Raw genomic sequence first — 22,487 nt, 5'->3', positions numbered from 1 at the left:
CCACCCTCACATCATCTGGGGCATCAACCCACGGCTAACACGAGTTAGGCCCCTGACACGATGACCGACTCGCACCTCACCCGCCGGGCCCTGCTGCGGTACGGCGCCTACGGCGCGGGGGCCGCCGCCCTGGCCGGCACCGCCGCGAGCTGGGACCGGCTCACCGGAGCCGACATCCCCGGCCGGGACGACGGCTCCCTCGTCGTCGCCACGCTGGGCCCCGCCTACGGGCCGGAGGCCATCCGCACGCTCCAGGAGGGCTTCGCAGAGCTGCACCCCGACATCAGGCTGCGGATCAACGCGGTGCAGGCCGTCGACTGGTCGGACTTCTTCGCGAAGATCCTCACCCAGGTCGCCGCCGGCACCGCCCCCGACCTCGTCTACGTCGCCACCGAGGGCGTGCAGCTGTTCGCCCGGCGCCTCGGTGTCGCGCTGGACAAGTGGGTGCAGCGGGACGCGGCCGAGCTGAAGGAGTACTTCGCGGACGTCCACCCCTCGCTGGTGGAGTCGATGATGTACGAGGGCAGCCTGTACCAGCTGCCGGTGGAGTTCAACGCGGCCGACATGTACTTCAACCGGCAGGTCCTGAAGCGGGCGGGCGCCGCGTTCCCCCCGGCCGACTGGACCCGCGACGACTTCACGGCGCTGCTGCGGAACATGAAGAGGACGGGCGGCGCGCGCTTCACGCCGTACTTCTGGACCAACCGGCTCTGGGGCGGCGTCGTGCCCTGGCTGTTCGCCAACGACACCAATCTGCTCGCCGAGTCCAAGGCCCCCGGCGGCCGGTGGCTCTGGGACGGCTTCTACCCGGCCGGGCAGCGCACGGGCCGCGGCGGCGGCTTCCGCTGGACGACACCGCAGGCCACACACGACCGGGTGGAGGAGGTCTACGACTATCTGGCTTCCCTGATCCAGGACGGTCTGTGCACCCGCCCCGAGGGCGGCAACGGCCAGAACCTCATCGGCGTGTTCTCCACGGGCCGGGTCGGCGTCACCCCGGCGGGCGGCTTCTGGGCGGGCGGCCTGCACCTGGCCGGCATGGACCGCGACGGGTTCGACGTGCAGTACTTCCCGCGCTGGCGCACCCAGCGCATGCAGTACGGCGCGGCCGGCTACGCGCTGCTGCGCACCTCGACGATGCAGGACGAGGCGTGGGAGTTCATCAAGTACGCCGCCCGCAGGGACACCCTGGAGCGGCTGTTCGCCACGAACCAGACGACCCCGGCCCGCCGCTCGCTGCTCACCGCCGACCGGTACGAGAAGACCGGCCCGGCGCACTGGCCGGTCTTCTACGACACCCTCGACCGCTTCCCCGACACCGGGCCGATCCCGGCGCCGCCGCAGGTGGCCGAGGTCGAGCAGGTGCTGCTGAAGCACACGGGCACGGCGCTGGCCTCGCCGCGCTCGGTGCGCCCGGCGCTGCGCCGGATGCAGGGCGATCTGGAGAAGGCCATGGAGCGTGAGGTATGACGAACACCCGGACAACCCCGGCGCGGACCACACGTCCCGAGGCCTGTTCCCCCCCGGAGCCGGAGCGGCCCCCGGCCCGTGACCACGGCACCCGGCTGCTCGCCACGCTGTTCCTGGCCCCGACGATCGTCGGCATCGTCGTCTTCACGGTCGTGCCGATCGCCGGCTCGGTGGTGCTGAGCCTCTTCCACTGGAACGTGATCGACTCCCCGTCCTACGCGGGACTCTCCAACTACGGCGACGTGTTCGGCGACGAGACCGTGCTGGTGTCCTTCCGCAACACGCTGGTGTTCATGGTGCTCGCCGTGGCGCTGCAACTGCTCGTCGCGCTCACGCTCGCGCTGGCCGTGAACGGGCGCATGCCGGTGTGGCTGCGGTCGGTGTTCCGCTCGGCGTTCTTCTTCCCGCTGGTGCTGTCCGCGGCGTCGATCTCGGTGGTGATGAAGTACCTGTTCAACCAGGACTTCGGGGTGATCAACTGGCTGCTCGGCTTCGTCGGGATCGCCCCGGTGCCCTGGCTGACGTCGGAGAACGCGGCCATGGCGACCGTGGTCCTGGTCTACGTCTGGCAGCAGTTCGGCTTCTCGTTCCTGCTGTTCGTCGGCGGCCTGAACAACATTCCGAAGGAGATCCACGAGGCGGCCGCCCTGGACGGCGCGACGGGCCTGCGCAAGCACCTGAGCGTCACCCTGCCGCTGCTGTCGCCGACCCTGCTGGTCGCCTCCGTCGTCGGCATCATCAACGCGCTCCAGGTCTTCGAACAGCCCTACGTCCTCACCGACGGCGGCCCGGGCGACTCCACCCGCACGGTCGTGATGGTCATCTACGAGACGGCGTTCGAGCAGCTTCGCTTCGGTGAGGCGTCCGCGGTGGGTGTGCTGCTGTTCGTCCTGATCATGGCGGTCACCGCCCTCCAGTTCCGGCTCAGCCGGCGTTTCGTCCACTACCAGTGAGCCGGGTGAGTCCTGTCATGAGTCAAGCAACCCTGTCCTCCGGCCGCCTGCGGCACGGGCTGGCGCCCTGGGCGCGGATCGCCGGGCTGGCCGTGTGCGCGCTGCTCACCCTGGGCCCGGTGGTGTGGACGGTCTCCACGTCGCTGCGCACGCCGGCCGAGGCGTTCGACCTGCCGCCGAGCCTGATCCCGGCGAACCCCTCCACCGAGGCCTACCGCGGGGTGTTCGACCAGATCGACGTCTGGCTGCTCGCGCTGAACTCCACGCTGGTCACGGGCCTGATCGCGGTCGGCCAGATGGTCACCGCGGGCCTGGCCGGATACGCCTTCGCGCGGCTGGAGTTCCGCTTCAAGAAGCCGCTGTTCGGCCTCGTCCTGGCGACGATGATGGTGCCGTTGCAGGTCACTGTCGTGCCGGTGTTCCTGGTGCTGAAGTCGATGAGCCTGACCGACACCCTGCTCGGTCTGATCGTCCCGGCGTTCCCGACCGCCTTCGGCACGTTCCTGATGCGGCAGTACTTCCTCGGCATGCCCAAGGACCTGGGCGAGGCGGCGATGCTGGACGGGGCCGGGCCCTGGCGGACCTTCCGGTCCGTGTACGCCCCGCTGGCCGCGCCCGGCCTCGCGATCGTCGGCGTCCTGGCCTTCAACTACCACTGGAACGAGTTCTTCCGGCCGCTGATCCTGGAGACGTCGGGCCAGAACTACACCTTGCCGCTGGGGCTGGTCTCCCTCCAGGGCAACCTCGGCACCGGCTCCATCTCGGTGGTGCTCGCCGGTGTCGTCCTGTCCATGATCCCCGCCGTCGCCGTGTTCGTCGTCGGCCAGCGCCCTCTGCGTGAGGGCATCACCTCCGCTGGAGTCAACCGTTGAGCCTCGCCGCTCTGCCGCAGGACCCGCACGCCCCGCGCTTCCGGGTCCGCCCGCCCGCCCACTGGATGAACGACCCCAACGGTCCGTTCCGCTGGCGCGGCCGCTACCACCTCTTCTACCAGCACAACCCGGACGCCCCGGTGCACGCCAACGTCCACTGGGGCCATGCCTCCAGCCCCGACCTCGCGCACTGGGAGCACCATCCGATCGCGCTCACCCCGACGCCGGGCGGCCCGGACGAGGCGGGCTGCTGGTCGGGCTGCACGGTCGACGACGGGGGCGTGCCGACGGCCGTCTACACCGGGGTCGACCGGCACCACACCGGGCTCGGCACGATCTGCCTGGCCCGGGCGGCCGACCCGGACGACCCGCTGCTGACCGACTGGATCACGCTGCCCACGCCGGTGGTCACGGGCCCGCCGGAGGGCCTGGACGTGGTGATGTTCCGCGACCCGTTCGTCTTCCGGCACGCGGGGCGGCGCCGGGCGCTGGTGGGCGCGGGGCACGCCGACGGCACCCCGTCGGTGCTGCTGTACGACTGCGACGACCTGACCGACTGGCGGTTCGCCGGGGTGCTCCTGGACGGGCGCGACCCGGCCGCCCGGGCGGCGTTCGGGGACCGGGCCACCGGCTGGGAGTGCCCGCAGCTGTACGCGGGGAGCGACGGCTCGTGGGTGCTGGTGCTGTCGCTGTGGGACGGCCGTCCGTGGACCACCGGGTATCTGACGGGCCATCTGGACGCTCAGCCGCGCTTCTCGGCACGCGCGGGCGGCCGGCTGGACCACGGCCGTGACTTCTACGCCCCGGCCGTGCTCCAGGAGCCGGACCGCGCCCTGATGTGGGGGTGGTCCTGGGAGGCCCGGGAGCAGGGCGACACGGCCTGGGCGGGCGTGCTGACCGCTCCCCGTGTCGTCGACGTCCACCCGGACGGCTCGTTGCGGGTGAGCCCGGCCCCGGAACTGGACCGGCTGCGCGCCGGCGAGCCGTTCGTCACCGCGCCGGGCCGGACCCCGCTGCCCGCGGCCTACGACCTGACCGTCTCCGCACGCGGACGGACCACCGTGAGCCTGCTGCGCTCCGCCTCGGGCGCCGAGCTGACGGTCCGGCTGGACCCGGTCGCGGGCACGGTGACGCTGGACCGGGACGCCTGGCCCCGCCCGGACACCGCAGCGCCGGTCGTCGTCCCCGTGCCGCGGGGCGAGGAGCTGACGGTACGCGTCCTGGTCGACGGCTCCCTGTACGAGCTGTTCCTCGGCGACCGGGCCACGGTCACCGAGCGCGTCTACCAACGGGCCGACGACGTCAGGCAGTTGGAGGTGACGGGACCCGGCGCGGCCGTCACCGGATGGGAGCTGGTCCCACCGACGCGCGGCTGATGACCGGGCAGGCCAGGCGCCGCACGGTGGCGGGCGGCGTCCGGCCGGTGGCGATCGCGTCCAGCAGGAGCCGCGCGGCGGTCTCCCCCATCGCCCGGTGGGGCAGGGCGACGGTGGTCAGGGGCGGCGCGAGGTGGGCGGCCATGTGCTCCTGGTCGTCGTAACCCACCACCGACAGCTCCCCCGGGACGGAGATCCCGAGCCGGGTCGCGGCGTGCAGGACACCGGCCGCGACCCGGTCGTTGTACGCGAAGATCCCGGTGGGCCGCCGCTCGGCCGGTGTCCCGTCGAGCAGCCGTGTGGCGCCCTCGTGGCCGCTGGAGATCTCCCCGCCCGTGCGGACCACCCAGTCCCTCGGCACGGTGATGCCCTCGGCGCGCAGCGCGTCGCGGAAGCCGCGCAGCCGCTCCACCGAGGCGATGTCGTCCTGTCCGCCGACGAGCGCGACCCGCCGGTGCCCCTGTTCCAGCAGCAGCCGGGCCGCCGTCCGGCCGCCGGCCCGCTCGGCGGGGACGACGGCGGGCAGCGAGTCGTCCCCGGGCAGGCAGTTGGCCAGCACGGAGTGGGTGCGGTGCAGGCCTTCGGGGACGCGGACGCGGCGCAGGGACATGGCCGCGTAGATGATGCCGTCGACCCGCCGGTCGAGGAGTTCGGCGACCGCCGCGTCCTCCTTGGCCGGGTCGCCGCCCGAGTCGACGGTGAGGACCAGGTGCTCGCCGGCCCAGGCGGTGTCCATGGCGCCGCGCAGCAGCCGCCCGGCGAAGGGCGAGGAGGCGATCTCGTCGGTGACCAGGCCGATCACGGCCGTACGGCGGCTGCGCAGGCCGCGCGCGACGGGGTCGGGCCGGTAGCCGAGCCGGGCCGCGGCCTCGCGGATGCGTTCCTGGGTGGCGGGTGAGAGGTTGCCGTCGGCCCGGCCGTTGAACACGAACGACACCGCGGTGTGCGACACACCGGCGAGCCGGGCGACGTCCCGTGAGGTGGGTCGTCCCGGTCCCGTCGCCGTCTTCTCCTCGGCACCGCCCATGCCGTCCGCCGCCCTCGTCCCCCAGCCGTCCGGTTGATCATTGCTCACCCTATCCGTGACGCTGGAGGGACGACACAGTCAACGGGAAGGTCCGACGGTGATCAGCATCCCGACGCACACGCTCGACGACGGTACGACGCTCCCCGCCCTCGGCCTGGGCACCTGGCCGCTCGGCGACGACGAGGCGCAGCAGGCCGTCCTCACGGCCCTGGAGGCGGGCTACCGCCTGATCGACACGGCGACGAACTACCGCAACGAGACGGGGGTCGGCCGGGCCGTGACCGCCGGTGTGGTGCCGCGCGAGGAGATCGTCGTGACGACGAAGCTCCCGGGCCGCCACCACGGCTACGCGGAGACCCTGGCGTCCTTCGAGGAGTCCCGGGCCCGCCTCGGTCTGGAGTACGTCGACCTGTACCTCATCCACTGGCCGCTGCCCCGCGTGGACCGCTACGTCGACTCCTGGAAGGCCATGATCAAGCTGCGTGAGGACGGACTCGTGCGGTCGATCGGCGTCTCGAACTTCACGGCCGCGCACATCGAGCGGCTGGAGAAGGAGACCGGGGTGCTGCCCTCCGTGAACCAGATCGAGCTGCACCCGTTCCTGCCGCAGGAGGAGCTGCGTGCCTTCCACGCGGGCAAGGGCATCGTCACCGAGAGCTGGAGCCCGCTGGGGCGGGGCACGCCCCTGCTCCGGGACCCGGCCGTGGCGCGCATCGCCGAGGCGCACGGGGTGAGCGCCGGTCAGGTCGTGCTGCGCTGGCACACCCAGCTCGGCGCGGTTCCGATCCCGAAGTCGGCGAGCCCCGAGCGGCAGCGCGCCAACCTCGACGTGTTCGGCTTCGAGCTGGGCGAGGAGGAGATGACCGCGATCGCGGACCGGGAGCGGCGGCGGGTCGGCGGTGACCCCGAGGTGCACGAGGAGTTCTGACGGGTACCCGGGGCGCGCCCGGGCAGGAAGGAGCCGCACGTGGCCGACCGGGACCGGCTGCGGGACTACCGCAGCAAGCGCGACTTCGGGCGGACCGGGGAGCCCCGGGGCAGCGGGACCTCCGCCGGGGACCGGCCCCGGTTCGTGGTGCAGATCCACGACGCGAGCACGATGCACTTCGACTTCCGGCTCCAGGTCGGCGACGTGCTGAAGTCCTGGTCGGTTCCCAAGGGCCCCTCGGCGGACCCGAAGGACAAGCGGCTGGCCGTGCCCACGGAGGACCATCCGCTGGAGTACGAGGAGTTCGAGGGCGTGATCCCCCGCGGCGAGTACGGCGGCGGCACCGTCATCGTGTGGGACCACGGCACGTACGAGCCGCTCAGCCACGACCGCGAGGGGCGGCCGGTCGACTTCGCGGAGTCGCTGGAGCGGGGACACGCCACGTTCCGGCTGCACGGGTCGAAACTGCACGGCGCGTACGCCCTGACCCGGTTCCGCAGCGACCGGGACGGCGCCGGCGGGGAGGCGTGGCTGCTGGTGCGGCGCGCCGGTGATGGCGGCGGACGCGGCGCCCCCGATCCGCGCCGGGCCCGGTCCGCGACGTCCGGCCGCACCCTCGCCCAGGTCGCCGCGGAGGCCGGAGGAGCGGGGTGAGCGGTCAGGGGAGCGGGGGCAGTGGCTGTTCGCACCAGATGGTCTTGCCGCGCGTGGTCTGCCGGCTGCCCCATCGCTGCGTGAGCTGGGCGACCAGCAGCAGGCCGCGCCCGCCCTCGTCGTCCTGGTGGGCCCGGCGCAGATGCGGAGAGGTCGAACTGCCGTCGGAGACCTCGCAGATGAGGGTCCGGTCGCGGATCAGCCGCAGCTGAACGGGCGGTGCGCCGTACCGGATCGCGTTGGTGACCAGTTCGCTGACGACGAGCTCGGTGACGAAGGCCGCCTCGTCCAGGCCCCACGCGGTGAGCTGCTCGGTCGCGGCCTGCCGGGCGGCGGCCACCTGCGCGGGATCCGGTGCCACGTCCCAGGTGGCGACCTCGCCCGTGCCGAGCGCCCGGGTGCGGGCCAGCAGCAGGGCCACGTCGTCGCCTGGCTCCTCCGGCAGGACGGACTTCAGCACGGTGTCGCACAGCGCGTCCAGCGAGTCGGCGGGGACGGTCAGGGCGCGGCACAGCTCGGCGGTGGCGTGGTCGACGTCGCGGTCGCGGTCCTCGACGAGCCCGTCGGTGTAGAGGGCGACGACGGAGCCCTCGGGCAGCTGGAGCTCCGTCGCCTCGAACGGCAGCCCACCGACGCCCAGCGGGGGCCCCGCGCTCATGGGGATCAGCCGGGCGGAGCCGTCGGGCAGCACCAGGGCGGGGGCGGGGTGCCCGGCCGCGGCCAGGTTCAGCCGGCGTGCGACCGGGTCGTAGACGGCGTAGAGGCAGGTGGCGCCGAGCTCCGGGACGTCGTCGCCGTCGGAGGCGAGGTGGGTGACCAGGTCGTCGAGGTGGGTGAGGAGTTCGTCCGGCGGCAGGTCCACGTCGGCGAGGGTGCGCACGGCCGTGACGAGCCGGCCCATGGTCGCCGTGGAGGGGATGCCGTGACCGACGACGTCACCCACCACCAGCGCCACGCGGCTGCCGGACAGCGGGATCACGTCGAACCAGTCGCCGCCGATGCCTGCCGCGGAGCCGGAGGGCAGGTAGCGGTGGGCGACCTCGACGGCGGCCTGGCCCGGCAGGCCCTTCGGGAGGAGGCTGTGCTGGAGGGCCAGGGCGGTGGTGCGCTCGCGGGCGAAGCGGCGGGCGTTGTCGACGCAGACGGCGGCCCGGCTGGCGAGTTCCTCGGCGAAGACGGCGTCGTCCTCGCCGTAGTCGTCCGGCTGGTGGATGCGCACGGCGACGGCGACGCCGAGGGTGGTGCCGCGGGCGCGCAGCGGCACCGCCATCATCGAGTGCGCGCCCAGCCGGTAGGGGCGTCCGCCGGGGGCGCGCGCGTTGCGCTCGGCGACCCAGCGCATGAAGGACGGCTCCCCCGCCTGGGCGACGACGGCCCGGCCCTCCCGCATGGCCCGGGCGATGGGTGAGAAGGACGGGTACACGTCGGCGTCCCCCAGGTGGACGGCGGCTTCCGGGGTGCCCTCGGTGACCGAGCCGTGGGCGACGCGGCGCAGGGAGATCGCCTCGGCGGGCACCGCCGGCGCCTCGTCCGCGCCGAGGACCCAGTCGGACAGGTCGACGCTCGCGAAGTCGGCGAACCCGGGCACGACGACCCCGATCACCTCCTCGGCGGTCCGCACCACGTCCAGGGTGGTGCCGATGGCGGCAGCGGCCTCGTTCAGCAGGGCCAGCCGCTGCCTCGCCCAGTACTGGTCGGTGCTGTCGAACGCGGCCAGCGCGGTGCCGACGAGCTCACCGGCGGCGTCCCGGACCGGCCACATCTCGGTGACCCAGGCGTGCTCCCGGTTCAGGGCCGGTGCGCCGGTGTAGCTCTCGTAGCGCAGAGGCCGGCCCGTCTCGACGACGTGGCGGAGATGCCAGTCGAAGCCCCGGTTGTGGTCCGCCTCCTCCACCGTCTCGGGGAAGTGGCGTCCGAGCAGGGCCTCCTCGGACACGCCCATCACGTGGCAGGCGGCCTCGTTCAGCCGCAGGTAGCGCTGGCCGGTGTCGAAGACCGACATCGACACGGAGGCCTGCTGGAACGCGCGCCCCGCGAGCGAGGTCTCCGCCCGGCCGGGCGGCGCGGCGGTGATCACGTAACCGCCGGGTTCTCCGTCGGGCCCCGTCACGGCGCAGCCGCTGACCCGGATTCCGACCAGGTAGCCGTCGCGGTGGCGCACCATGACGGTGCCCGACCGCGCCGTCACCGCCGCGGGCGGCACGTCCTCGGCGAGCAGTTCCCGTGCGGCCCGGCCGACGGCTTCCGCGGACGGATAGCCCGTCAGCCGCCGGGCACCCTCGCTCCACCCCGTCACGATGCCGCGGGCGTCGATGATCGCAGCGGCGGAGGCGTCCTCCATTCGTCCAGGATTGTCCGTTTGCCGCTCGGTATCAACCGCGCGGCCGCCCGCGCGAGGGGGTCAGCCCCGTGCGGCCCGGAGGGCGGCGAGCGCCCGGTCGGCGTGCGCGTTCATCCGCAGCTCGCTGCGGACGACGTCCAGGACGGTGAAGTCCTGCGCTATGACGAAGGTGGTGCGCTTGGTGGGGGCGAGGGAGAAACCGCGCTTCACGCCGAACCGCTCACGGACCGCACCGTCGGCGTCGGAGAGCAGCGGCATGCCGAGGCCGTGCCGCCCGGCGAACTCCTGCTGCCGTTCGACGGCGTCGCCGCTGATACCGACGGGCCGCGCGCCGGCGGCGGCGAACTCGGCGGCGAGGTCGCGGAAGTGGCAGGCCTGGGCGGTGCAGCCGGGAGTGAGGGCGGCCGGGTAGAAGAAGAGCACGACGGGCCCTTCGGCGAGCAGGGCGGACAGGCTGCGTACCGTGCCGGTCTCGTCGGGCAGGGCGAAGTCCTCGACCTTGTCCCCGGCCTCCACGCGCGCGGTCACGACCGGCCCTCCGCGTTCCGGGCGACACCGCGCGCCCAGAGCACCAGGGGCACCTGCAGGGGCAGCCGGCCGAAGGCCACGGCCCTCTGCGGGGCGGGGCGGTGGCGCCAGTCGGCGGCCATCTTCACGTTGGCGGGGAACACCCCGGCGAAGAACGCCGCCGAGGCCAGCGCGGCCGCCTTGCGGGTCCGGGGCACCGCGAGGCCGGCGGCCAGGGCGAGCTCCACGGCGCCGCTGGCGTACGTCCAGGTCCTGGGCTTGCCCGGCAGGGCGTCCGGGACGATCGCGTCGAAGGGACGCGGCGCGGCGAAGTGGGCGACGCCCGCGGTGGCCAGCAGGCCGGCGAGCAGCAGGGGCGAGCGGTCGGACCAGGGCACGGTTCCTCCTCTGGGGGGGCCTGCCGCGCGATATTACTGGACGGTAGTCAGGACACTGCCCGCGGCCCTGCGAGCCACGGCGACGGGCGCCGGTCGAGGCCGGCCGACCGAGCGGTACGAGCGTCATCCTGGGCCACTCGCCTCACACCGCACTCGCCTCCCACCGCACTCGGCTCACTCCGGCCGAGGGCCCCTCCCGGCCGACGGCGGCTGCGGCTCCGGCTCCTCTCGGCCCCTCGTGCGCCAGGAAGTCGCCCACCCTGCGGTGGAACAGCGTGGCGAGGTGCCGCAGCTCCTCGGGCGACCACTCCGGCAGGGCCACCCGCATGCCGCGCCCTCCGGCCTCGCGAACCCACGCCCGGCCGCGCCACGAGCTCGCCCGGCCGCAGCGGCCCGGAGCCGGCGACCTGCCGCAGCGGCGAGCGCCCGATCTCGACGACCTCGGCCGACGGGCGTCCGGGCAGCGGTGGTGTGGGGATGCTGCCGATCCGCGCTCCTCGCCGGGGCACGCCGCGACGGTCAGCGCCGTTCAGGGGAAAGACACGGCATCGGGGCGTGACGCCGCCCCGGCCCGTCGACAACTCAACCCGTGGACCTGCCGCTGATCCCGCCCATGCTCGCCACGTCCGGCTCCCTGCCGCCCGCCGCGCAGGACACCCGCTGGGCCTACGAGACCAAGCAGGACGGCCAGCGCGTGGTGGTCTATCTCCCCGGCGACGGCAGCGTGCTGCTGCGGGCCCGCTCGGGCGACGAGATCACCGGCGCCTACCCCGAGCTGCGGCCACTGGGCACCGCCCTCGGGGACACGCCCGCCGTCCTGGACGGCGAGATCCTGGCTCTGGACGCGCAGGGCCGTGCGAGCTTCCAGTTGCTGCAGTCCCGGATGGGCCTGGCCCACGCCCCCGCCCGGGCCGCACGGCGGGCGGCGGAGGTACCGGCCCATCTCGTGCTGTTCGACGTGATGCACCTGGCGGGCCGGTCGCTGCTCCGGCTCCCCTACGCGCGGCGCCGCTCGGCGCTGGAGGGCCTCGGCCTGGCCGGGCCTTCCTGGTCGACTCCGTCCGCGATCGTCGGCCACGGCGCGGAGGCGTTGCGCGCCACCCGCGAGCACGGCATGGAGGGTCTGGTCTGCAAACGGCTGGACTCGGTGTACGAACCGGGGGTGCGCTCCCGGGCCTGGATCAAGATCCGCAACATGCTCACCGAGGACGTCCTGGTCGGCGGGTGGCAGCCGGGCAAGGGGCGGCTCACCGGCCTGCCGGGCGCGGTACTGGTCGGGCAGCGCGCCGCGGGACGGCTGCGCTACGTCGGCAGCGTGGGCACCGGCTGGAGCGAGGCGGAGCGCACGGAACTGGCCGGGCTGCTGGCGGCGGCCGCGACGGACACCTGCCCCTTCGACCCGGCTCCGCGCGCTCCGGGCGCGCACTGGGTCCTCCCCCGGCTGGTCGGCGAGGTCCGCTACAGCACCCGCACCCGGGAGGGGTTGCTGCGCCAGCCGTCGTGGCTGCGGCTGCGGCCGGACCTCGCGCCCGAGGAGGCGGCGGCCGACATCCCGGACGACCTGGTCTGAACCGGCAGTCGGGCGCCGACTGTTGGGCGGGGATTCACCCGTGAGACCTTCCACCCCTCTTGGCATGGACGCGTTCAGCCTGGAAGCTGAACTTCCCTTTTCCCCACAGCCGTTGGGCTGCGCCCAAGAGGAGGACGCAGTGTCGTCACGCCCGTTCGCATCGCGCAGGAGATGGCTCACCGCGGCAGCCGGTGCCGCCGTCCTGGTCCTCGCCTTCCCCGCCACGGCCTTCGCCGCCCCGCCGCCGGCCCTGCCCGCCGACGCGGAGGCACTGGAGCGGACGTACCAGCCCGCCTACGACTACGACACCGACGGCTGTTACTCCTCGGCCGCGATCGGCCCCGACGGCTCCGTCAACGGCGGGCTGAACCCGACCGGCGCCCTGAACGGCAACTGCCGGGACGCCTCCGACCTGGACAACACCAACGGCTACTCGCGCTACAAGTGCAACAACGGCTGGTGCGCGATCCTGTACGCGCTGTACTTCGAGAAGGACCAGGCCCTGCCGGGCAGCAGCATCGGCGGTCACCGGCACGACTTCGAGCACGTCGCCGTGTGGGTGCAGGACGACCAGGTCAAGTACGTCTCGACGTCCAACCACGGCTCGTTCACCGTGCACGCGGCGTCCTCGGTCCGCTTCGACGGCACGCACCCGAAGATCGTCTACCACAAGGACGGCATCAGCACGCACTGCTTCCGGCTGGCCAACTCCAACGACGAGCCGCCGGAGAACCACAAGGGCACCTGGCAGTACCCGCCGCTGGTCGGCTGGAACGGCTACCCGGCCGGCGTGCGCGACAAGCTCACGTCGTACAACTTCGGCAGCGCCAACTTCGGCCTGAAGGACGCCAGTTTCGCAAGTCACCTGGCCACGGCCAAGCCGTCGGGCATCGCCTTCGACCCGTACGCGTGACGCCGCCGGCCCGGCCGGAGGGCGTAGGCCTTCCGGCCGGGTCCCGGTTCCGCCCCGCGGCCGATCCGCCGCCCCAGGCGGCCCCGTAGCGTCCGGGCATGGACACGCACGACACGACAGGGACGCTCGAAGAGGCCCTCGAACGCCTCCACGCCTCGGGCCCCGAGCGGCTCGGCAGGCTCACCAACCACGCCCCCATGGTCGTGGAGGCGCTCACGGCGCACGGCAGGGCGGACGCCGTGCACCGCTGGCTGGACCTGTACCGGCCCAAGCTGGAGGACTTCCCCCGGCCCTTCGCGGCCGTGACGGACGACAACTGGCGTGCGGCGCTGGGCGATCCCCGCCGGGCCGCGGACTGGATCGCCCACTTCCGCCGCGCACTGGCCGAACACCCCTGGCGGGACGTCCTCGCCGCCTGGTGGCCCCGCCTGCTGCCCGGGCTCTACGGCGGCTCCACGCACCCCGTCATCCGCGTCGGGCACGCCGTGCGGGCCCTGGAGGCCGCGGAGAACGCGCCGCGGCTGGCCGAACTCGCCCACGGCCTGGGCTACTGGGCGGCCCGGCACCACCCCGTGTCCGGCATCGTCCCGCTGCCCGCGGCGCCGGACGCCGCGCGGTCACTGGACGCCGTGCCACCGGTCGACGACCCCCGGGGCGGCTTCCCCGACCGGCTGGCCGCCGTCCGGCGGCTGCCGCGGTGGGCGGGCGACGTGACCGGCCCGGACACGGCCCGGGCCCGGCTGACCGAACTGGTCCGGGCCGCGACCCACCGGTACGCCACCCACGGCCACGGCGAGGAGACCATGCTCGTGCACGCGGCGACGGCACCCAACGCCGTGCTGCGCACCCTGCCTTCCCTGCCCCGTGAGCTGTGGGCGCCGAGTCTGCACGCCGCGTGGACCGCGTCCGCCGCGGTCACCGCCATGTACGCCCCGGCTGAGCCCGCCGCCTTCGTCCCCGCGCCCGGACACACGGCCCAGGAGGTGCTGGACCTGGCCCTCGCCCACGGCGACGAGCACGTCGTCAAGCTCACCGACACCGCTCTCGACGTCGGCGACGAGCGGGCCCTGGCCGCGGCACTGCGGGCGATCGAACTCAGCCGGCCGCTCACCCCGAACTGACGTGCGCCGGCGGGCGGTCGGGGGAGGTACGGCACGGACGCACCCGCGGGAGGGTCTATCGTGTCGGCATGTCCGTCCCCGAACTGATCCGCATCGTCTCCCGCGATTCCCCCATGGCCCTGGCCCAGGTGGAGCGCGTCCGGACCGAGCTGGCGGCCGCCCGTCCCGGAGTGCGCACCGAGGTCGTCCCGGTGAAGACCACCGGCGACAAGTGGATGGGCGATCTGTCCCAGGTCGAGGGCAAGGGCGCGTTCACCAAGGAGGTCGACGCGGCACTGCTGGCCGGTGAGGCCGACCTCGCCGTGCACTGCGTGAAGGACATCCCCGCCGACCGGCCGCTCCCGGCGGGCACGGTGTTCGCCGCGTTCCTCAAGCGGGACGACATCCGGGACGCCCTGATCCACCCGGACGGACTCACCCTGGACGAGCTGCCGGCCGGCACCCGGATCGGCACCTCCTCGGTGCGGCGGGTCGCGCAACTGGCCGCCACGCACCCGCATCTGGAGTGCGTGCCGTTCCGGGGCAACGCCAACCGGCGGCTGGCGAAGCTCGCGGCGGGAGAGGCCGACGCCCTGCTGCTCGCCGTCTCCGGGCTGGAGCGCATCGGCCGGACGGACGTGATCAGCGAGATCCTCTCGACCGAGACGATGATGCCGCCGATCGGAGCGGGTGTCCTGGCGCTCCAGTGCCGTGAGGACGACGCGGCCCTGATCGACGCGGTCAGCGACCTGGGCGACCCGGACACCTACCGGGAGACCACCGCCGAGCGCATGTTCCTGCACGTGCTGCAGGGGCACTGCAACAGCCCGATCGCCGGGTTCGCGCAGGTGGACCGCAGCGGTGAACTGTCCCTTCGGGCCTGCGTGTTCACCCCGGACGGCAAGACCAGGCTGAACGCCCACGAGTGGGCGGGACGGCTCGACCCGGCCACGCTCGGCACCTCCGTCGCCGTGGCCCTGCTGCGCCAGGGCGCCCGCGAGATCATCGACGGCATCCCGCACTGACCTCGGCGGCGCCCGGCCGCTGACGCCGGATCAGGCGGTGCCTTCCTCCGCCTGGTCCCGCAGGAACACGCTCACCTGGTGCGCCAGGCTGTCCCGCACCGCGCCCTGCTGGGCCTCGGTGGTCCCCCCGGGCGCGCCGATGCAGCCCGACCACAGCCGCCTGCCGGTCCACTCCTCCTCGACGCGCAGCTGGACCTGGACGTCCACCAGCCCCAGGGACGCCTCGGGGCCGGCGGCGTAGAGCACGGCGGTGACCCGGCGCAGCGGATAGACGTCGAAGCCCTCGATGAACTGGGAGTTGCGCCAGTCGAGGAAGGCGCTCTCGCCGTCGGGGCCGAGCCGGACGTCGATCTGACCGTCCTCCAGGTGGATGCCGAGGTGCCGGCTGCCCCGGTTCTCGACCGTGACGCGCAGGGAGAAGTACGTCAGCCCGTCGGCGGCGTCGTCGCGGCCTCGGGGCGGCTCGGACAGTTCCAGACGGTGGACGCGGACACGCAGACCGGCATGCTCGTCGTACTCCTGCCAGTCCCCGACCACGTTCGGCTCGTACACACTGCACCTCTCGACCTCTGGAAGCTGCTTCCTATCTGTGGTCTCAGCGCACTGTCAAATGAGCAGAATGCGCTGTGGCCAGGCAGTTCATCCCATTTGATCGGTGATCAAGCCGTGCCCAGCGGTTATCCGGCAGCAAAAGGAGAAAGCGCTTGCCCGGGCGTGCCGCACATCACTTCCACGAGTGAAGATCACAGGTCGGCCGACCCGTGCCGCCGGGGCGGTCCGGGGAGGGGTGCGTCGAGGTTTCCGGTCGCCGTGGCGGCGCCAAGGAGCACCGAATGCCGTATTGTCGGAATTGTTTCTTGTGTCGCTGCCCGGCCTTGGGCAGTGAAGTGCTTCGGACAGGAGGCACGTCCGTGGGAGCCGGCCGACCGGGCCCCGGGTGCCCCGTGAGGTCCGCGTCCGCGCCTCCCATGGTGACCGTCCCTTCCGCACCTGCTCAGGGAGGTGCGCACCATGCGTATCGCCGGCAGCACCCGAACGCACCCCCACGACGACGCCCCCGACACCGCCGAGGCGTTCGCCCGTCTCGTGCGGCTGCCCGACGGGCCCGAGCGCAAGGCACTGCGCGACGAGCTCGTCGAGGCCTGGCTCCCGATGGCCGAGCGGATCGCCGTCCGCTTCCGCGGCCGCGGCGAGGCCCTGGAGGACCTGTACCAGGTCGCGGCCCTCGGCCTGGTCAAGGCCGTCGACCACTACGACCCGGCGCGCGGCAACGCCTTCGAGGCCTACGCCGTGCCGACGGTCACGGGCGAGATCAAACGCCACTTCCGCGACCACATGTGGACGCTGCACGTCCCGCGCCGGGTCCAGGACCTGCGCAACCGGGTGCGCCACGCCGTGAAGGACCTGTCGCAGACCACCTCCGGCCGCTCCCCCACGATCGCCGAGATCGCCGAGTACGCCCAGCTCACCGAGGGCGAGGTGCGCACCGGCATGGAGGCGCTGGAGTGCTTCTCGGCGCTGTCGCTGGAGGCGGAGATGCCCGGCACCGACGGCTACGCCCTCGGCGACGCGATCGGCGGGCCCGACCCGGCCTTCGACACCGTCGTCAACCGCGTCGCCGTCAAGCCCTGCCTCATGGCGCTGCCCGAACGCGAGCGGGTCATCCTCTACCTGCGGTTCTTCAAGGGCATGACACAGAGCCGCATCGCCGAGCAGCTCGGGATCTCGCAGATGCACGTCTCCCGGCTGCTGAGCAGCTGCTTCGCCCATCTGCGTGAGGAACTGCTCGCCGAGAACCGCTGAGCGGGCGACCGGACGGGCCGGACGCCGCCGGAGGTCATGCCTCCGGCGGCGTCCCCGGCGCCTGCGGCGCCCCCGGGATCTGGGTCGGTCCGGCGCGGTCCAGGGCGTCCTCCAGCGCGGCCCTGATCTCCTCGGGCATCAGACCGGTGCGGCCCCAGACGAGGATCAGCTCCGCGACGTTGCGCAGCTTGATGTTGGTGTGCTGGGAGACCTCCTTCAGCACGTCCCAGCCCTGGTCGGGCGAGACCCGCCCGAGCGCCACGACCATCCCGATCGCCTGGTCCACGACAGCGTGGGAGACGACCGCCTCCTTCAGCTGCTGGACCTCCTCCTGCAGTGCGAGGATCCGCTCCGAGCCCCCGTCCGTGGGCATGGTCACCTCCCGGTCCGGTGCGCCGCTGTCCCGATGGCCTCACGGAGTGCTTGAGTGCCTTGACGCAGTGTCCGACCCCTCCATGGTCGTCACTCGGCCCGCCCGGTGCCACCGGGGCGGAGCAGCCGGTTCCGGACACCGTTTCGGCACTGTCGCCGGGGTACTCGGCAGGCGCCCACCGCGGTTCCGGTTGGACACTGGTGTCATCCCTCCGGTGGCTGCCAGGCCGACGAGATCAGGACGCGACTGCCATGAACCACGACATGCCCACCTCCTCCGGCACCAAGGACGTGCTGTCCTCGCACTCCGTGTTCGGGGCACCCTGCTGGGTGAGTCTGACCAGCCGCGACGTCAAGGCGACCGAGGAGTTCTACGGGGCCGTGCTGGGCTGGCAGTGGCGGCCCGCCAAGCTCGGCGACCGGTTCCGCATCGCGCTGGTGGACGGCTCTCCGGTGGCCGGCATCGCCGGGGTGGCGACGATGTGGCAGATGGCGGTGGCGTGGACGCCCTACTTCGCCGTGCGCAGCGCGGACGAGGCGGCGGCACGGGTGCAGGAGCGCATGGGCACGACCGCGGTCGGCCCGATCTCCCTGCCGCCCGGGCGTGCGGCCCTGCTCGCCGACCGGGACGGGGCGACCTTCGGGATCTGGGAGGGCGACCTCTTCACCGACTGGGAGACCTGGCGCAACGCCCAGCCGGCCTTCATCACGCTGCACACCCGGGACGCCTTCGACGCGGCCATCTTCTACGGCGAGGTCCTCGACTGGGCGTCGGGGCGTCCCGGCTGCTGCGAGGTCCACTACGAGGGCGGCGAGGTCGTGCTGCGCAGCCGCGGTGACGTGGTGGCGCGGATCGAGTCGGGCGCGCTGGAGGCGGCCCCCGATCCCACGATCCGGCCGCACTGGCAGGTCCACTTCTTCGTCGAGGACGTGGAGGCCTGTGCCCGGGCCGCGGAACTGCACGGCGGCAGCGTGCTGTCCAAGGGCGGTGACGAGGCGGTGCTGCGCGACCACGACGGCGCCCAGTTCACCGTGACGGCGCGCCGCGACACCTAGCTGATCCGCGGGCGCAGAGAGAGGGCCCGGGAGCAGGGAGAGGGCCCGGGAGCAGGGAGAGGGCCCGGGAGCAGGGAGAGGGCCCCGCGCACCGGGCGGTGCGCGGGGCCCTCTCCTCGACCGACGGGCCGGTCAGCCGGCCGTGCCGGCGCCCGCGGCCCGGGACGGCCGGGACATCAGCACCAGGCTGCGGGCTTCGACGGTCAGGCCGGTGCCCGCCTTGTGCTCCGACTCGTCGGGCGTGCCCTCGGGGTCGGCGGTGTCGATCAGGGTCGTCCAGCGCTCGCCGTAGGCCGCGTCCGGGAGGCGGAAGTCGACCGGCTCCCAGTGGCTGTTGAGCAGCAGCAGGAAGGAGTCGTCCACCACCGGGCGCCCGCGCGGGTCGGGCTCGGCGATGGCGTCGCCGTTGAGGAAGACGCCGACGGAGTGCGCGTCGCCGCGCTGCCAGTCGTCGTCGGTCATCTCTGAGGCGTCCGGCGCCAGCCACACCAGGTCGGGCAGCGGCTGATCGGCGCGGGTGAGGGTCTCCCCCAGGAAGAAGCGGCGTCGGCGCAGCACGGGGTGGCCGGTGCGCAGCCGGATGACGTACCGGGTGAACTCCAGCAGGGCGCGCTGTTCCTCGGTGAGCCGCCAGTCGATCCAGGAGATCTCGTTGTCCTGGCAGTAGGCGTTGTTGTTGCCGCGCTGGGTGCGCCCGAGTTCGTCGCCGTGGCAGAGCATCGGGATGCCCTGGGACAGCAGGAGCGTGGCGAGGAAGTTGCGCTGTTGGCGGCCGCGCAGGTCGAGGACGGCCGGGTCGCGGGTCGGGCCCTCGGCGCCGCAGTTCCACGACCGGTTGGTGCTCTCGCCGTCCTGGTTGTCCTCGCCGTTGTCCTCGTTGTGCTTGTCGTTGTAGGAGACGAGGTCGCGCAGCGTGAAGCCGTCGTGCGCGGTGACGAAGTTGACGCTGGCGCGCGGGCGGCGCCGGCTGTGCTGGTACAGGTCGGAGGAGCCGGTCAGCCGGGAGGCGAACTCGCCGAGGGTGTGGTCCTCGCCCCGCCAGAAGTCCCGGACCGCGTCGCGGTACATGCCGTTCCACTCCGACCACAGCGGCGGGAAGTTGCCCACCTGGTAGCCGCCCTCGCCGACGTCCCACGGCTCGGCGATCAGCTTGACGCGGCTGATCACCGGGTCCTGCTGGATGAGGTCGAAGAACGCCGACAGCCGGTCCACCTCGTGGAACTGCCGGGCCAGCGTCGCCGCCAGGTCGAAGCGGAAGCCGTCGACGTGCATCTCGGTGACCCAGTACCGCAGCGAGTCCATGATCAGCTGCAGCACGTAGGGGTGGCGCATCAGCAGGCTGTTGCCGGTGCCGGTGGTGTCGTAGTAGTGCTCCCAGTCGCCGTCGACCAGGCGGTAGTACGAGGAGTTGTCGATGCCGCGGAAGGACAGGGTGGGGCCCAGCTCGTTGCCCTCGGCGGTGTGGTTGTAGACCACGTCGAGGATCACTTCGAGCCCGGCCGCGTGCAGGGTCTTCACCATCTGCTTGAACTCGGTGACCTGTTGGCCCCGGGTGCCGTGGGCGGCGTAGCCGTTGTGCGGCGCGAAGAAGCCGATGGTGTTGTAACCCCAGTAGTTCGCCAGGCCCCGGTCGTGCAGCACGCCGTCGTGGACGAACTGGTGGACCGGCATCAGTTCCACCGCCGTGACGCCCAGCGAGGTGAGGTGCTCGACCACGGCGGGGTGGGCCAGCCCGGCGTAGGTGCCCCGCAGGTCGTCGGGCACCTCGGGGTGGGTGCGGGTCAGGCCCTTGACGTGCGCCTCGTAGATCACCGTGTCGGCGTACGCCCGGCCCGGCCGGGTGTCGTCACCCCAGTCGAAGGCGGGGTCGGTCACCACGCCCAGCATGGTGTGCCCGGCGCTGTCGGCCGGGTCGGGGCCGTCCGGGTTCCGCTCGTAGAGGGAGGGGTGGTTGTCGATCTGCCCGTCCACCGCCTGGGCGTACGGGTCCAGGAGCAGCTTGGCCGGGTTGCAGCGGTGGCCCGCGGCCGGAGCCCACGGCCCGTGCACGCGGTAGCCGTAGCGCTGGCCGGGGCCGACTCCGGGCAGGTAGCCGTGCCAGACGAACCCGTCGACCTCGTTCAGCGGCACCGTCGTGTGGGTGCCGTCGTCGTCGACGAGGACCAGCTCGACCCGTTCGGCGACCTCGCTGAAGAGCGCGAAGTTGGTGCCCTCTCCGTCGTGGGCCGCACCCAGCGGGTAGGGGCGCCCGCTCCACGCGGACACCCCTTTCCGTGTCTGCCGCCGGGTCACCGGGCGTCCTCCAGGACCTCGTCCGGGAGGACCGCCGGGGCGGCCAGCTGGGTGACGCGTTCTTCTCGGGGCACTTCGAGGCCTTCGCTCTCCTGCGGGGCGGGCGCGGTCGGCACCAGCGGGACGCGTTCGCCGGCCCGGGCGCGCTGCGAGAACCAGATGACCTTGCTGCCGGTCTCGGTGGCGCAGCAGCCCCAGCCGTCGCTCACGGCGGCGAGGTGCTCCAGGCAGCCGCGCAGCTCCTGGTCCGGGCGCAGCGCCCGGTCGTTGTCCCCGATGGCGGTGATCAGGTGCTGCCCGTTCCACCACATCTCGATCGACGTGTTCTTGTCCGTGGCGTGTTCGTCGATGGCCTTGAGCAGCATCTCGGCACCGCCGCAGACGGGCTGGACCAGGTTGTCCAGATCCCAGAACTTCAGGTGAGCGGCCAGAATACGGCTGACCTGTCCCACCCGGTCCGGGCTGACTTCCACGTCGAGGTGGTAGTAGCAGGGCACTGCGGTCTTCATCGGTCGGCTCCTCACCGCGAAGCTCAGCTCCTCCTCGTTCCCGCGGTCCTGCGGGACGAGCCCCGAACACGGAACGTGAGCGCGTATCGCTTCTGAGTCACCCTCAGCCTGAGGGTGCTAGCCCGTTCGTGCAACACGAGCGCACCTTTGAGTCGGCGGAGCACACAAGTGAGCGGGTCGTGATGCCCTGATCGGCGCAGCGGAACGGCCATTGGTTGAACCTCCAACAAGACGCTGCGTCATCACCCGTGCACCATGTGTGAAGAACTCGATCGCCGTCACGGGTCCGTGCCGCTGTGCGCACGGCACGCCGTCCGACCGTCGGGAGACCGTGCCCCTCGAGCCCGAAAGGTGATCGGCGCCATGCTGCTACCCGCCAAAGCCGAAGTCGCCCGGCAGTTGCGGCGTTACCGGGCCTGGGAACGCGTGATGCTCGCGGCACCGAACGACCGCACGGTGCGGGCCACGTTCGAGGACTCGGGCTACACCCTGTGCGTGCTGATGGGCAAGCGCTGTGCGCGGGAGGCGGCGGACGCGGCCGAGCGGTACCTGCGCGCGCATCAGGTCGCCCCCGCCCAGGAGCTGAGCGAACGGCCCCGTCCGGTCGCCGCGGTCGGGCGAGGACCGCAGGCCGTGGAGTGCCGCACGCCGGCGGCCGAGCGGCGATCCCCGGCGGGAAGGTGACGGCCTTCCCGCACAGCTGTCCCCCGACCGGGCCCCGGCCCGGCTGTCGAGCACGGTGGAGGTGAGGACCATGAGCAAGACCCGGCCCATCGGCCGTATCCCGGTACGGGACGTCCGGCCTGCGGTGGAGAACGGCAACCGGCCTGCCAAGGCGGTCGTGGGCGAGACGTTCCAGGTCACCGCCACCGTGTTCCGGGAGGGGCACGACGCGGTCGCCGCCAATGTCGTCCTCAAGGATCCCGAGGGCCGCCCCGGACCGTGGACCCCGATGCGCGAGCTCGCCCCCGGCAGCGACCGCTGGGGTGCCGAGGTCACCGCGGGCGCCGAGGGCCGCTGGACGTACCGGGTGGAGGCATGGAGCGACCCGGTGGCCACCTGGCGCCACGCGGCGGGGATAAAGGTCCCTGCGGGCATCGACCCGGGCCTGGTCCTGGAGGAGGGTGCCGACCTGTACGAGCGGGCGGCGGCCGGTGTGCCGAAGGACGCCGGCCGCGCCGTGCTGCTCGACGCGGTGCGCACCCTGCGCGACGACACGCTCTCCCCGGCGTCCCGGCTGGCGGCGGCGCTGACGCCCGAGGTGGACGCGGTGCTGGACCGCCATCCGCTGCGGGACCTGGTCACGAGCAGTGAGCCGCTG

The 22,487-nt window shown here is 73.0% G+C and carries 23 protein-coding genes; 14 read left to right on the top strand and 9 right to left on the bottom strand.

The window, feature by feature from the left end:
* Positions 1-60 precede the first annotated feature (60 nt).
* The 4 genes from ACIGAQ_RS27445 to ACIGAQ_RS27430 are packed head-to-tail and all read left to right on the top strand — an operon-like array spanning position 61 to position 4,671.
* Positions 61-1,470 carry an extracellular solute-binding protein gene (locus ACIGAQ_RS27445; RefSeq protein WP_399787225.1) on the top strand — a complete coding sequence of 470 codons (1,410 nt, stop codon included), beginning with the start codon at positions 61-63 and terminating at the stop codon, positions 1,468-1,470.
* Positions 1,467-2,423: a carbohydrate ABC transporter permease gene (locus ACIGAQ_RS27440; RefSeq protein ID WP_399787222.1), complete on the top strand. Its 957-nt coding sequence runs from the start codon at positions 1,467-1,469 to the stop codon at positions 2,421-2,423. Before ACIGAQ_RS27445 ends, ACIGAQ_RS27440 begins: the two co-directional genes overlap by 4 nt.
* Positions 2,424-2,440: 17 nt before the next feature.
* The gene (locus ACIGAQ_RS27435; protein ID WP_399787219.1) at positions 2,441-3,295 is read left to right on the top strand and encodes a carbohydrate ABC transporter permease; all 855 of its coding nucleotides are present in this window, start codon (positions 2,441-2,443) and stop codon (positions 3,293-3,295) included.
* Complete coding sequence (locus ACIGAQ_RS27430) at positions 3,292-4,671, top strand: glycoside hydrolase family 32 protein (protein ID WP_399787216.1); 1,380 nt, start codon at positions 3,292-3,294, stop codon at positions 4,669-4,671. Before ACIGAQ_RS27435 ends, ACIGAQ_RS27430 begins: the two co-directional genes overlap by 4 nt.
* Here the strand turns inward: ACIGAQ_RS27430 and ACIGAQ_RS27425 are convergent.
* A complete protein-coding gene (locus tag ACIGAQ_RS27425) occupies positions 4,634-5,698 on the bottom strand; it encodes a LacI family DNA-binding transcriptional regulator (RefSeq protein WP_311679277.1) in 1,065 nt (354 codons plus the stop codon). The genes ACIGAQ_RS27430 and ACIGAQ_RS27425 overlap by 38 nt on opposite strands.
* 97 nt (positions 5,699-5,795) lie before the next feature.
* Here ACIGAQ_RS27425 and ACIGAQ_RS27420 point away from each other — a divergent pair, with 97 nt between their 5' ends.
* Both ACIGAQ_RS27420 and ACIGAQ_RS27415 read left to right on the top strand, forming a co-directional pair.
* Positions 5,796-6,626: an aldo/keto reductase gene (locus ACIGAQ_RS27420; RefSeq protein WP_311678821.1), complete on the top strand. Its 831-nt coding sequence runs from the start codon at positions 5,796-5,798 to the stop codon at positions 6,624-6,626.
* 39 nt (positions 6,627-6,665) lie between these two features.
* The gene (locus ACIGAQ_RS27415; protein WP_399787213.1) at positions 6,666-7,280 is read left to right on the top strand and encodes a DNA polymerase ligase N-terminal domain-containing protein; all 615 of its coding nucleotides are present in this window, start codon (positions 6,666-6,668) and stop codon (positions 7,278-7,280) included.
* A gap of 4 nt (positions 7,281-7,284) precedes the next feature.
* On the opposite strand, the gene ACIGAQ_RS27410 is transcribed toward ACIGAQ_RS27415, so the two are convergent.
* The 4 genes from ACIGAQ_RS27410 to ACIGAQ_RS27395 all read right to left on the bottom strand — a co-directional run bounded on the left by ACIGAQ_RS27410 (position 7,285) and on the right by ACIGAQ_RS27395 (position 10,854).
* Positions 7,285-9,621, bottom strand: coding sequence for a SpoIIE family protein phosphatase (locus tag ACIGAQ_RS27410; protein ID WP_399787210.1), 2,337 nt, complete (start codon positions 9,619-9,621; stop codon positions 7,285-7,287).
* Positions 9,622-9,681: 60 nt separating this feature from the next.
* Positions 9,682-10,149 (bottom strand): peroxiredoxin, encoded by a 468-nt coding sequence (locus ACIGAQ_RS27405; RefSeq protein WP_311678825.1) that lies wholly within the window; start codon positions 10,147-10,149, stop codon positions 9,682-9,684.
* On the bottom strand, positions 10,146-10,526 hold the full coding sequence (locus ACIGAQ_RS27400; protein WP_399787207.1) for a MauE/DoxX family redox-associated membrane protein: 381 nt from the start codon (positions 10,524-10,526) through the stop codon (positions 10,146-10,148). The genes ACIGAQ_RS27405 and ACIGAQ_RS27400 overlap by 4 nt, the downstream gene beginning before the upstream one ends.
* A 142-nt stretch (positions 10,527-10,668) precedes the next feature.
* Complete coding sequence (locus ACIGAQ_RS27395) at positions 10,669-10,854, bottom strand: hypothetical protein (RefSeq protein WP_399787204.1); 186 nt, start codon at positions 10,852-10,854, stop codon at positions 10,669-10,671.
* Positions 10,855-11,115: 261 nt separating this feature from the next.
* Between ACIGAQ_RS27395 and ACIGAQ_RS27390 the strand changes: the two genes are divergently transcribed.
* From ACIGAQ_RS27390 to hemC, 4 genes are all read left to right on the top strand, one after another.
* Positions 11,116-12,096: an RNA ligase family protein gene (locus tag ACIGAQ_RS27390; RefSeq protein ID WP_311678828.1), complete on the top strand. Its 981-nt coding sequence runs from the start codon at positions 11,116-11,118 to the stop codon at positions 12,094-12,096.
* Positions 12,097-12,235: 139 nt separating this feature from the next.
* Positions 12,236-13,009, top strand: a complete 774-nt coding sequence (locus ACIGAQ_RS27385; protein WP_399787200.1) for an NPP1 family protein — start codon at positions 12,236-12,238, stop codon at positions 13,007-13,009.
* Positions 13,010-13,107: 98 nt separating this feature from the next.
* Positions 13,108-14,130 (top strand): questin oxidase family protein, encoded by a 1,023-nt coding sequence (locus ACIGAQ_RS27380; RefSeq protein WP_399787197.1) that lies wholly within the window; start codon positions 13,108-13,110, stop codon positions 14,128-14,130.
* Between the two features lie 68 nt (positions 14,131-14,198).
* Positions 14,199-15,134: a hydroxymethylbilane synthase gene (hemC, locus tag ACIGAQ_RS27375; protein WP_399787194.1), complete on the top strand. Its 936-nt coding sequence runs from the start codon at positions 14,199-14,201 to the stop codon at positions 15,132-15,134.
* A 30-nt stretch (positions 15,135-15,164) separates the two neighbouring features.
* On the opposite strand, the gene ACIGAQ_RS27370 is transcribed toward hemC, so the two are convergent.
* Complete coding sequence (locus tag ACIGAQ_RS27370) at positions 15,165-15,686, bottom strand: hypothetical protein (protein WP_311678835.1); 522 nt, start codon at positions 15,684-15,686, stop codon at positions 15,165-15,167.
* Positions 15,687-16,145: 459 nt separating this feature from the next.
* Between ACIGAQ_RS27370 and ACIGAQ_RS27365 the strand changes: the two genes are divergently transcribed.
* Positions 16,146-16,937, top strand: a complete 792-nt coding sequence (locus ACIGAQ_RS27365) for an RNA polymerase sigma factor SigF (protein WP_311678837.1) — start codon at positions 16,146-16,148, stop codon at positions 16,935-16,937.
* Positions 16,938-16,971: 34 nt separating this feature from the next.
* On the opposite strand, the gene ACIGAQ_RS27360 is transcribed toward ACIGAQ_RS27365, so the two are convergent.
* Entirely contained in the window at positions 16,972-17,310 is a 339-nt protein-coding gene (locus ACIGAQ_RS27360; protein WP_311678838.1) for an ANTAR domain-containing protein, read from the bottom strand.
* A gap of 251 nt (positions 17,311-17,561) precedes the next feature.
* Between ACIGAQ_RS27360 and ACIGAQ_RS27355 the strand changes: the two genes are divergently transcribed.
* Positions 17,562-18,365 (top strand): VOC family protein, encoded by an 804-nt coding sequence (locus tag ACIGAQ_RS27355; RefSeq protein ID WP_311678839.1) that lies wholly within the window; start codon positions 17,562-17,564, stop codon positions 18,363-18,365.
* 132 nt (positions 18,366-18,497) lie between these two features.
* On the opposite strand, the gene glgX is transcribed toward ACIGAQ_RS27355, so the two are convergent.
* Positions 18,498-20,657, bottom strand: a complete 2,160-nt coding sequence (glgX, locus tag ACIGAQ_RS27350) for a glycogen debranching protein GlgX (protein ID WP_399787189.1) — start codon at positions 20,655-20,657, stop codon at positions 18,498-18,500.
* Positions 20,654-21,166 carry a pep a2 gene (locus tag ACIGAQ_RS27345; RefSeq protein ID WP_311678842.1) on the bottom strand — a complete coding sequence of 171 codons (513 nt, stop codon included), beginning with the start codon at positions 21,164-21,166 and terminating at the stop codon, positions 20,654-20,656. The genes glgX and ACIGAQ_RS27345 overlap by 4 nt, the downstream gene beginning before the upstream one ends.
* Before the next feature lie 363 nt (positions 21,167-21,529).
* Between ACIGAQ_RS27345 and ACIGAQ_RS27340 the strand changes: the two genes are divergently transcribed.
* Together ACIGAQ_RS27340 and ACIGAQ_RS27335 are read left to right on the top strand one after the other, a co-directional pair.
* On the top strand, positions 21,530-21,850 hold the full coding sequence (locus tag ACIGAQ_RS27340; protein WP_362279821.1) for a DUF5133 domain-containing protein: 321 nt from the start codon (positions 21,530-21,532) through the stop codon (positions 21,848-21,850).
* A gap of 70 nt (positions 21,851-21,920) precedes the next feature.
* Positions 21,921-22,487, top strand: a 567-nt coding sequence (locus tag ACIGAQ_RS27335) for a maltotransferase domain-containing protein (protein ID WP_399787184.1), incomplete at its 3' end; no start/stop codon positions are given.

This window comes from Streptomyces sp. NPDC085932 (assembly GCF_044540525.1).
GTDB lineage: Bacteria > Actinomycetota > Actinomycetes > Streptomycetales > Streptomycetaceae > Streptomyces > Streptomyces levis.
This window is presented reverse-complemented; position numbering and strand designations above follow the sequence as displayed.

What these genes read in the sequence shown, in the direction of transcription:
- ACIGAQ_RS27445 (WP_399787225.1), top strand. Translation starts at nt 61, where the DNA reads ATGACCGACTCGCACCTCACCCGCCGGGCCCTGCTGCGGTACGGCGCC.
- ACIGAQ_RS27440 (WP_399787222.1), top strand. Translation starts at nt 1,467, where the DNA reads ATGACGAACACCCGGACAACCCCGGCGCGGACCACACGTCCCGAGGCC.
- ACIGAQ_RS27435 (WP_399787219.1), top strand. Translation starts at nt 2,441, where the DNA reads ATGAGTCAAGCAACCCTGTCCTCCGGCCGCCTGCGGCACGGGCTGGCG.
- ACIGAQ_RS27425 (WP_311679277.1), bottom strand. Translation starts at nt 5,698, where the DNA reads ATGGGCGGTGCCGAGGAGAAGACGGCGACGGGACCGGGACGACCCACC.
- ACIGAQ_RS27410 (WP_399787210.1), bottom strand. Translation starts at nt 9,621, where the DNA reads ATGGAGGACGCCTCCGCCGCTGCGATCATCGACGCCCGCGGCATCGTG.
- ACIGAQ_RS27395 (WP_399787204.1), bottom strand. Translation starts at nt 10,854, where the DNA reads ATGCGGGTGGCCCTGCCGGAGTGGTCGCCCGAGGAGCTGCGGCACCTC.
- ACIGAQ_RS27380 (WP_399787197.1), top strand. Translation starts at nt 13,108, where the DNA reads ATGGACACGCACGACACGACAGGGACGCTCGAAGAGGCCCTCGAACGC.
- hemC (WP_399787194.1), top strand. Translation starts at nt 14,199, where the DNA reads ATGTCCGTCCCCGAACTGATCCGCATCGTCTCCCGCGATTCCCCCATG.
- ACIGAQ_RS27365 (WP_311678837.1), top strand. Translation starts at nt 16,146, where the DNA reads ATGCGTATCGCCGGCAGCACCCGAACGCACCCCCACGACGACGCCCCC.
- ACIGAQ_RS27360 (WP_311678838.1), bottom strand. Translation starts at nt 17,310, where the DNA reads ATGCCCACGGACGGGGGCTCGGAGCGGATCCTCGCACTGCAGGAGGAG.
- ACIGAQ_RS27355 (WP_311678839.1), top strand. Translation starts at nt 17,562, where the DNA reads ATGAACCACGACATGCCCACCTCCTCCGGCACCAAGGACGTGCTGTCC.
- ACIGAQ_RS27345 (WP_311678842.1), bottom strand. Translation starts at nt 21,166, where the DNA reads ATGAAGACCGCAGTGCCCTGCTACTACCACCTCGACGTGGAAGTCAGC.
- ACIGAQ_RS27340 (WP_362279821.1), top strand. Translation starts at nt 21,530, where the DNA reads ATGCTGCTACCCGCCAAAGCCGAAGTCGCCCGGCAGTTGCGGCGTTAC.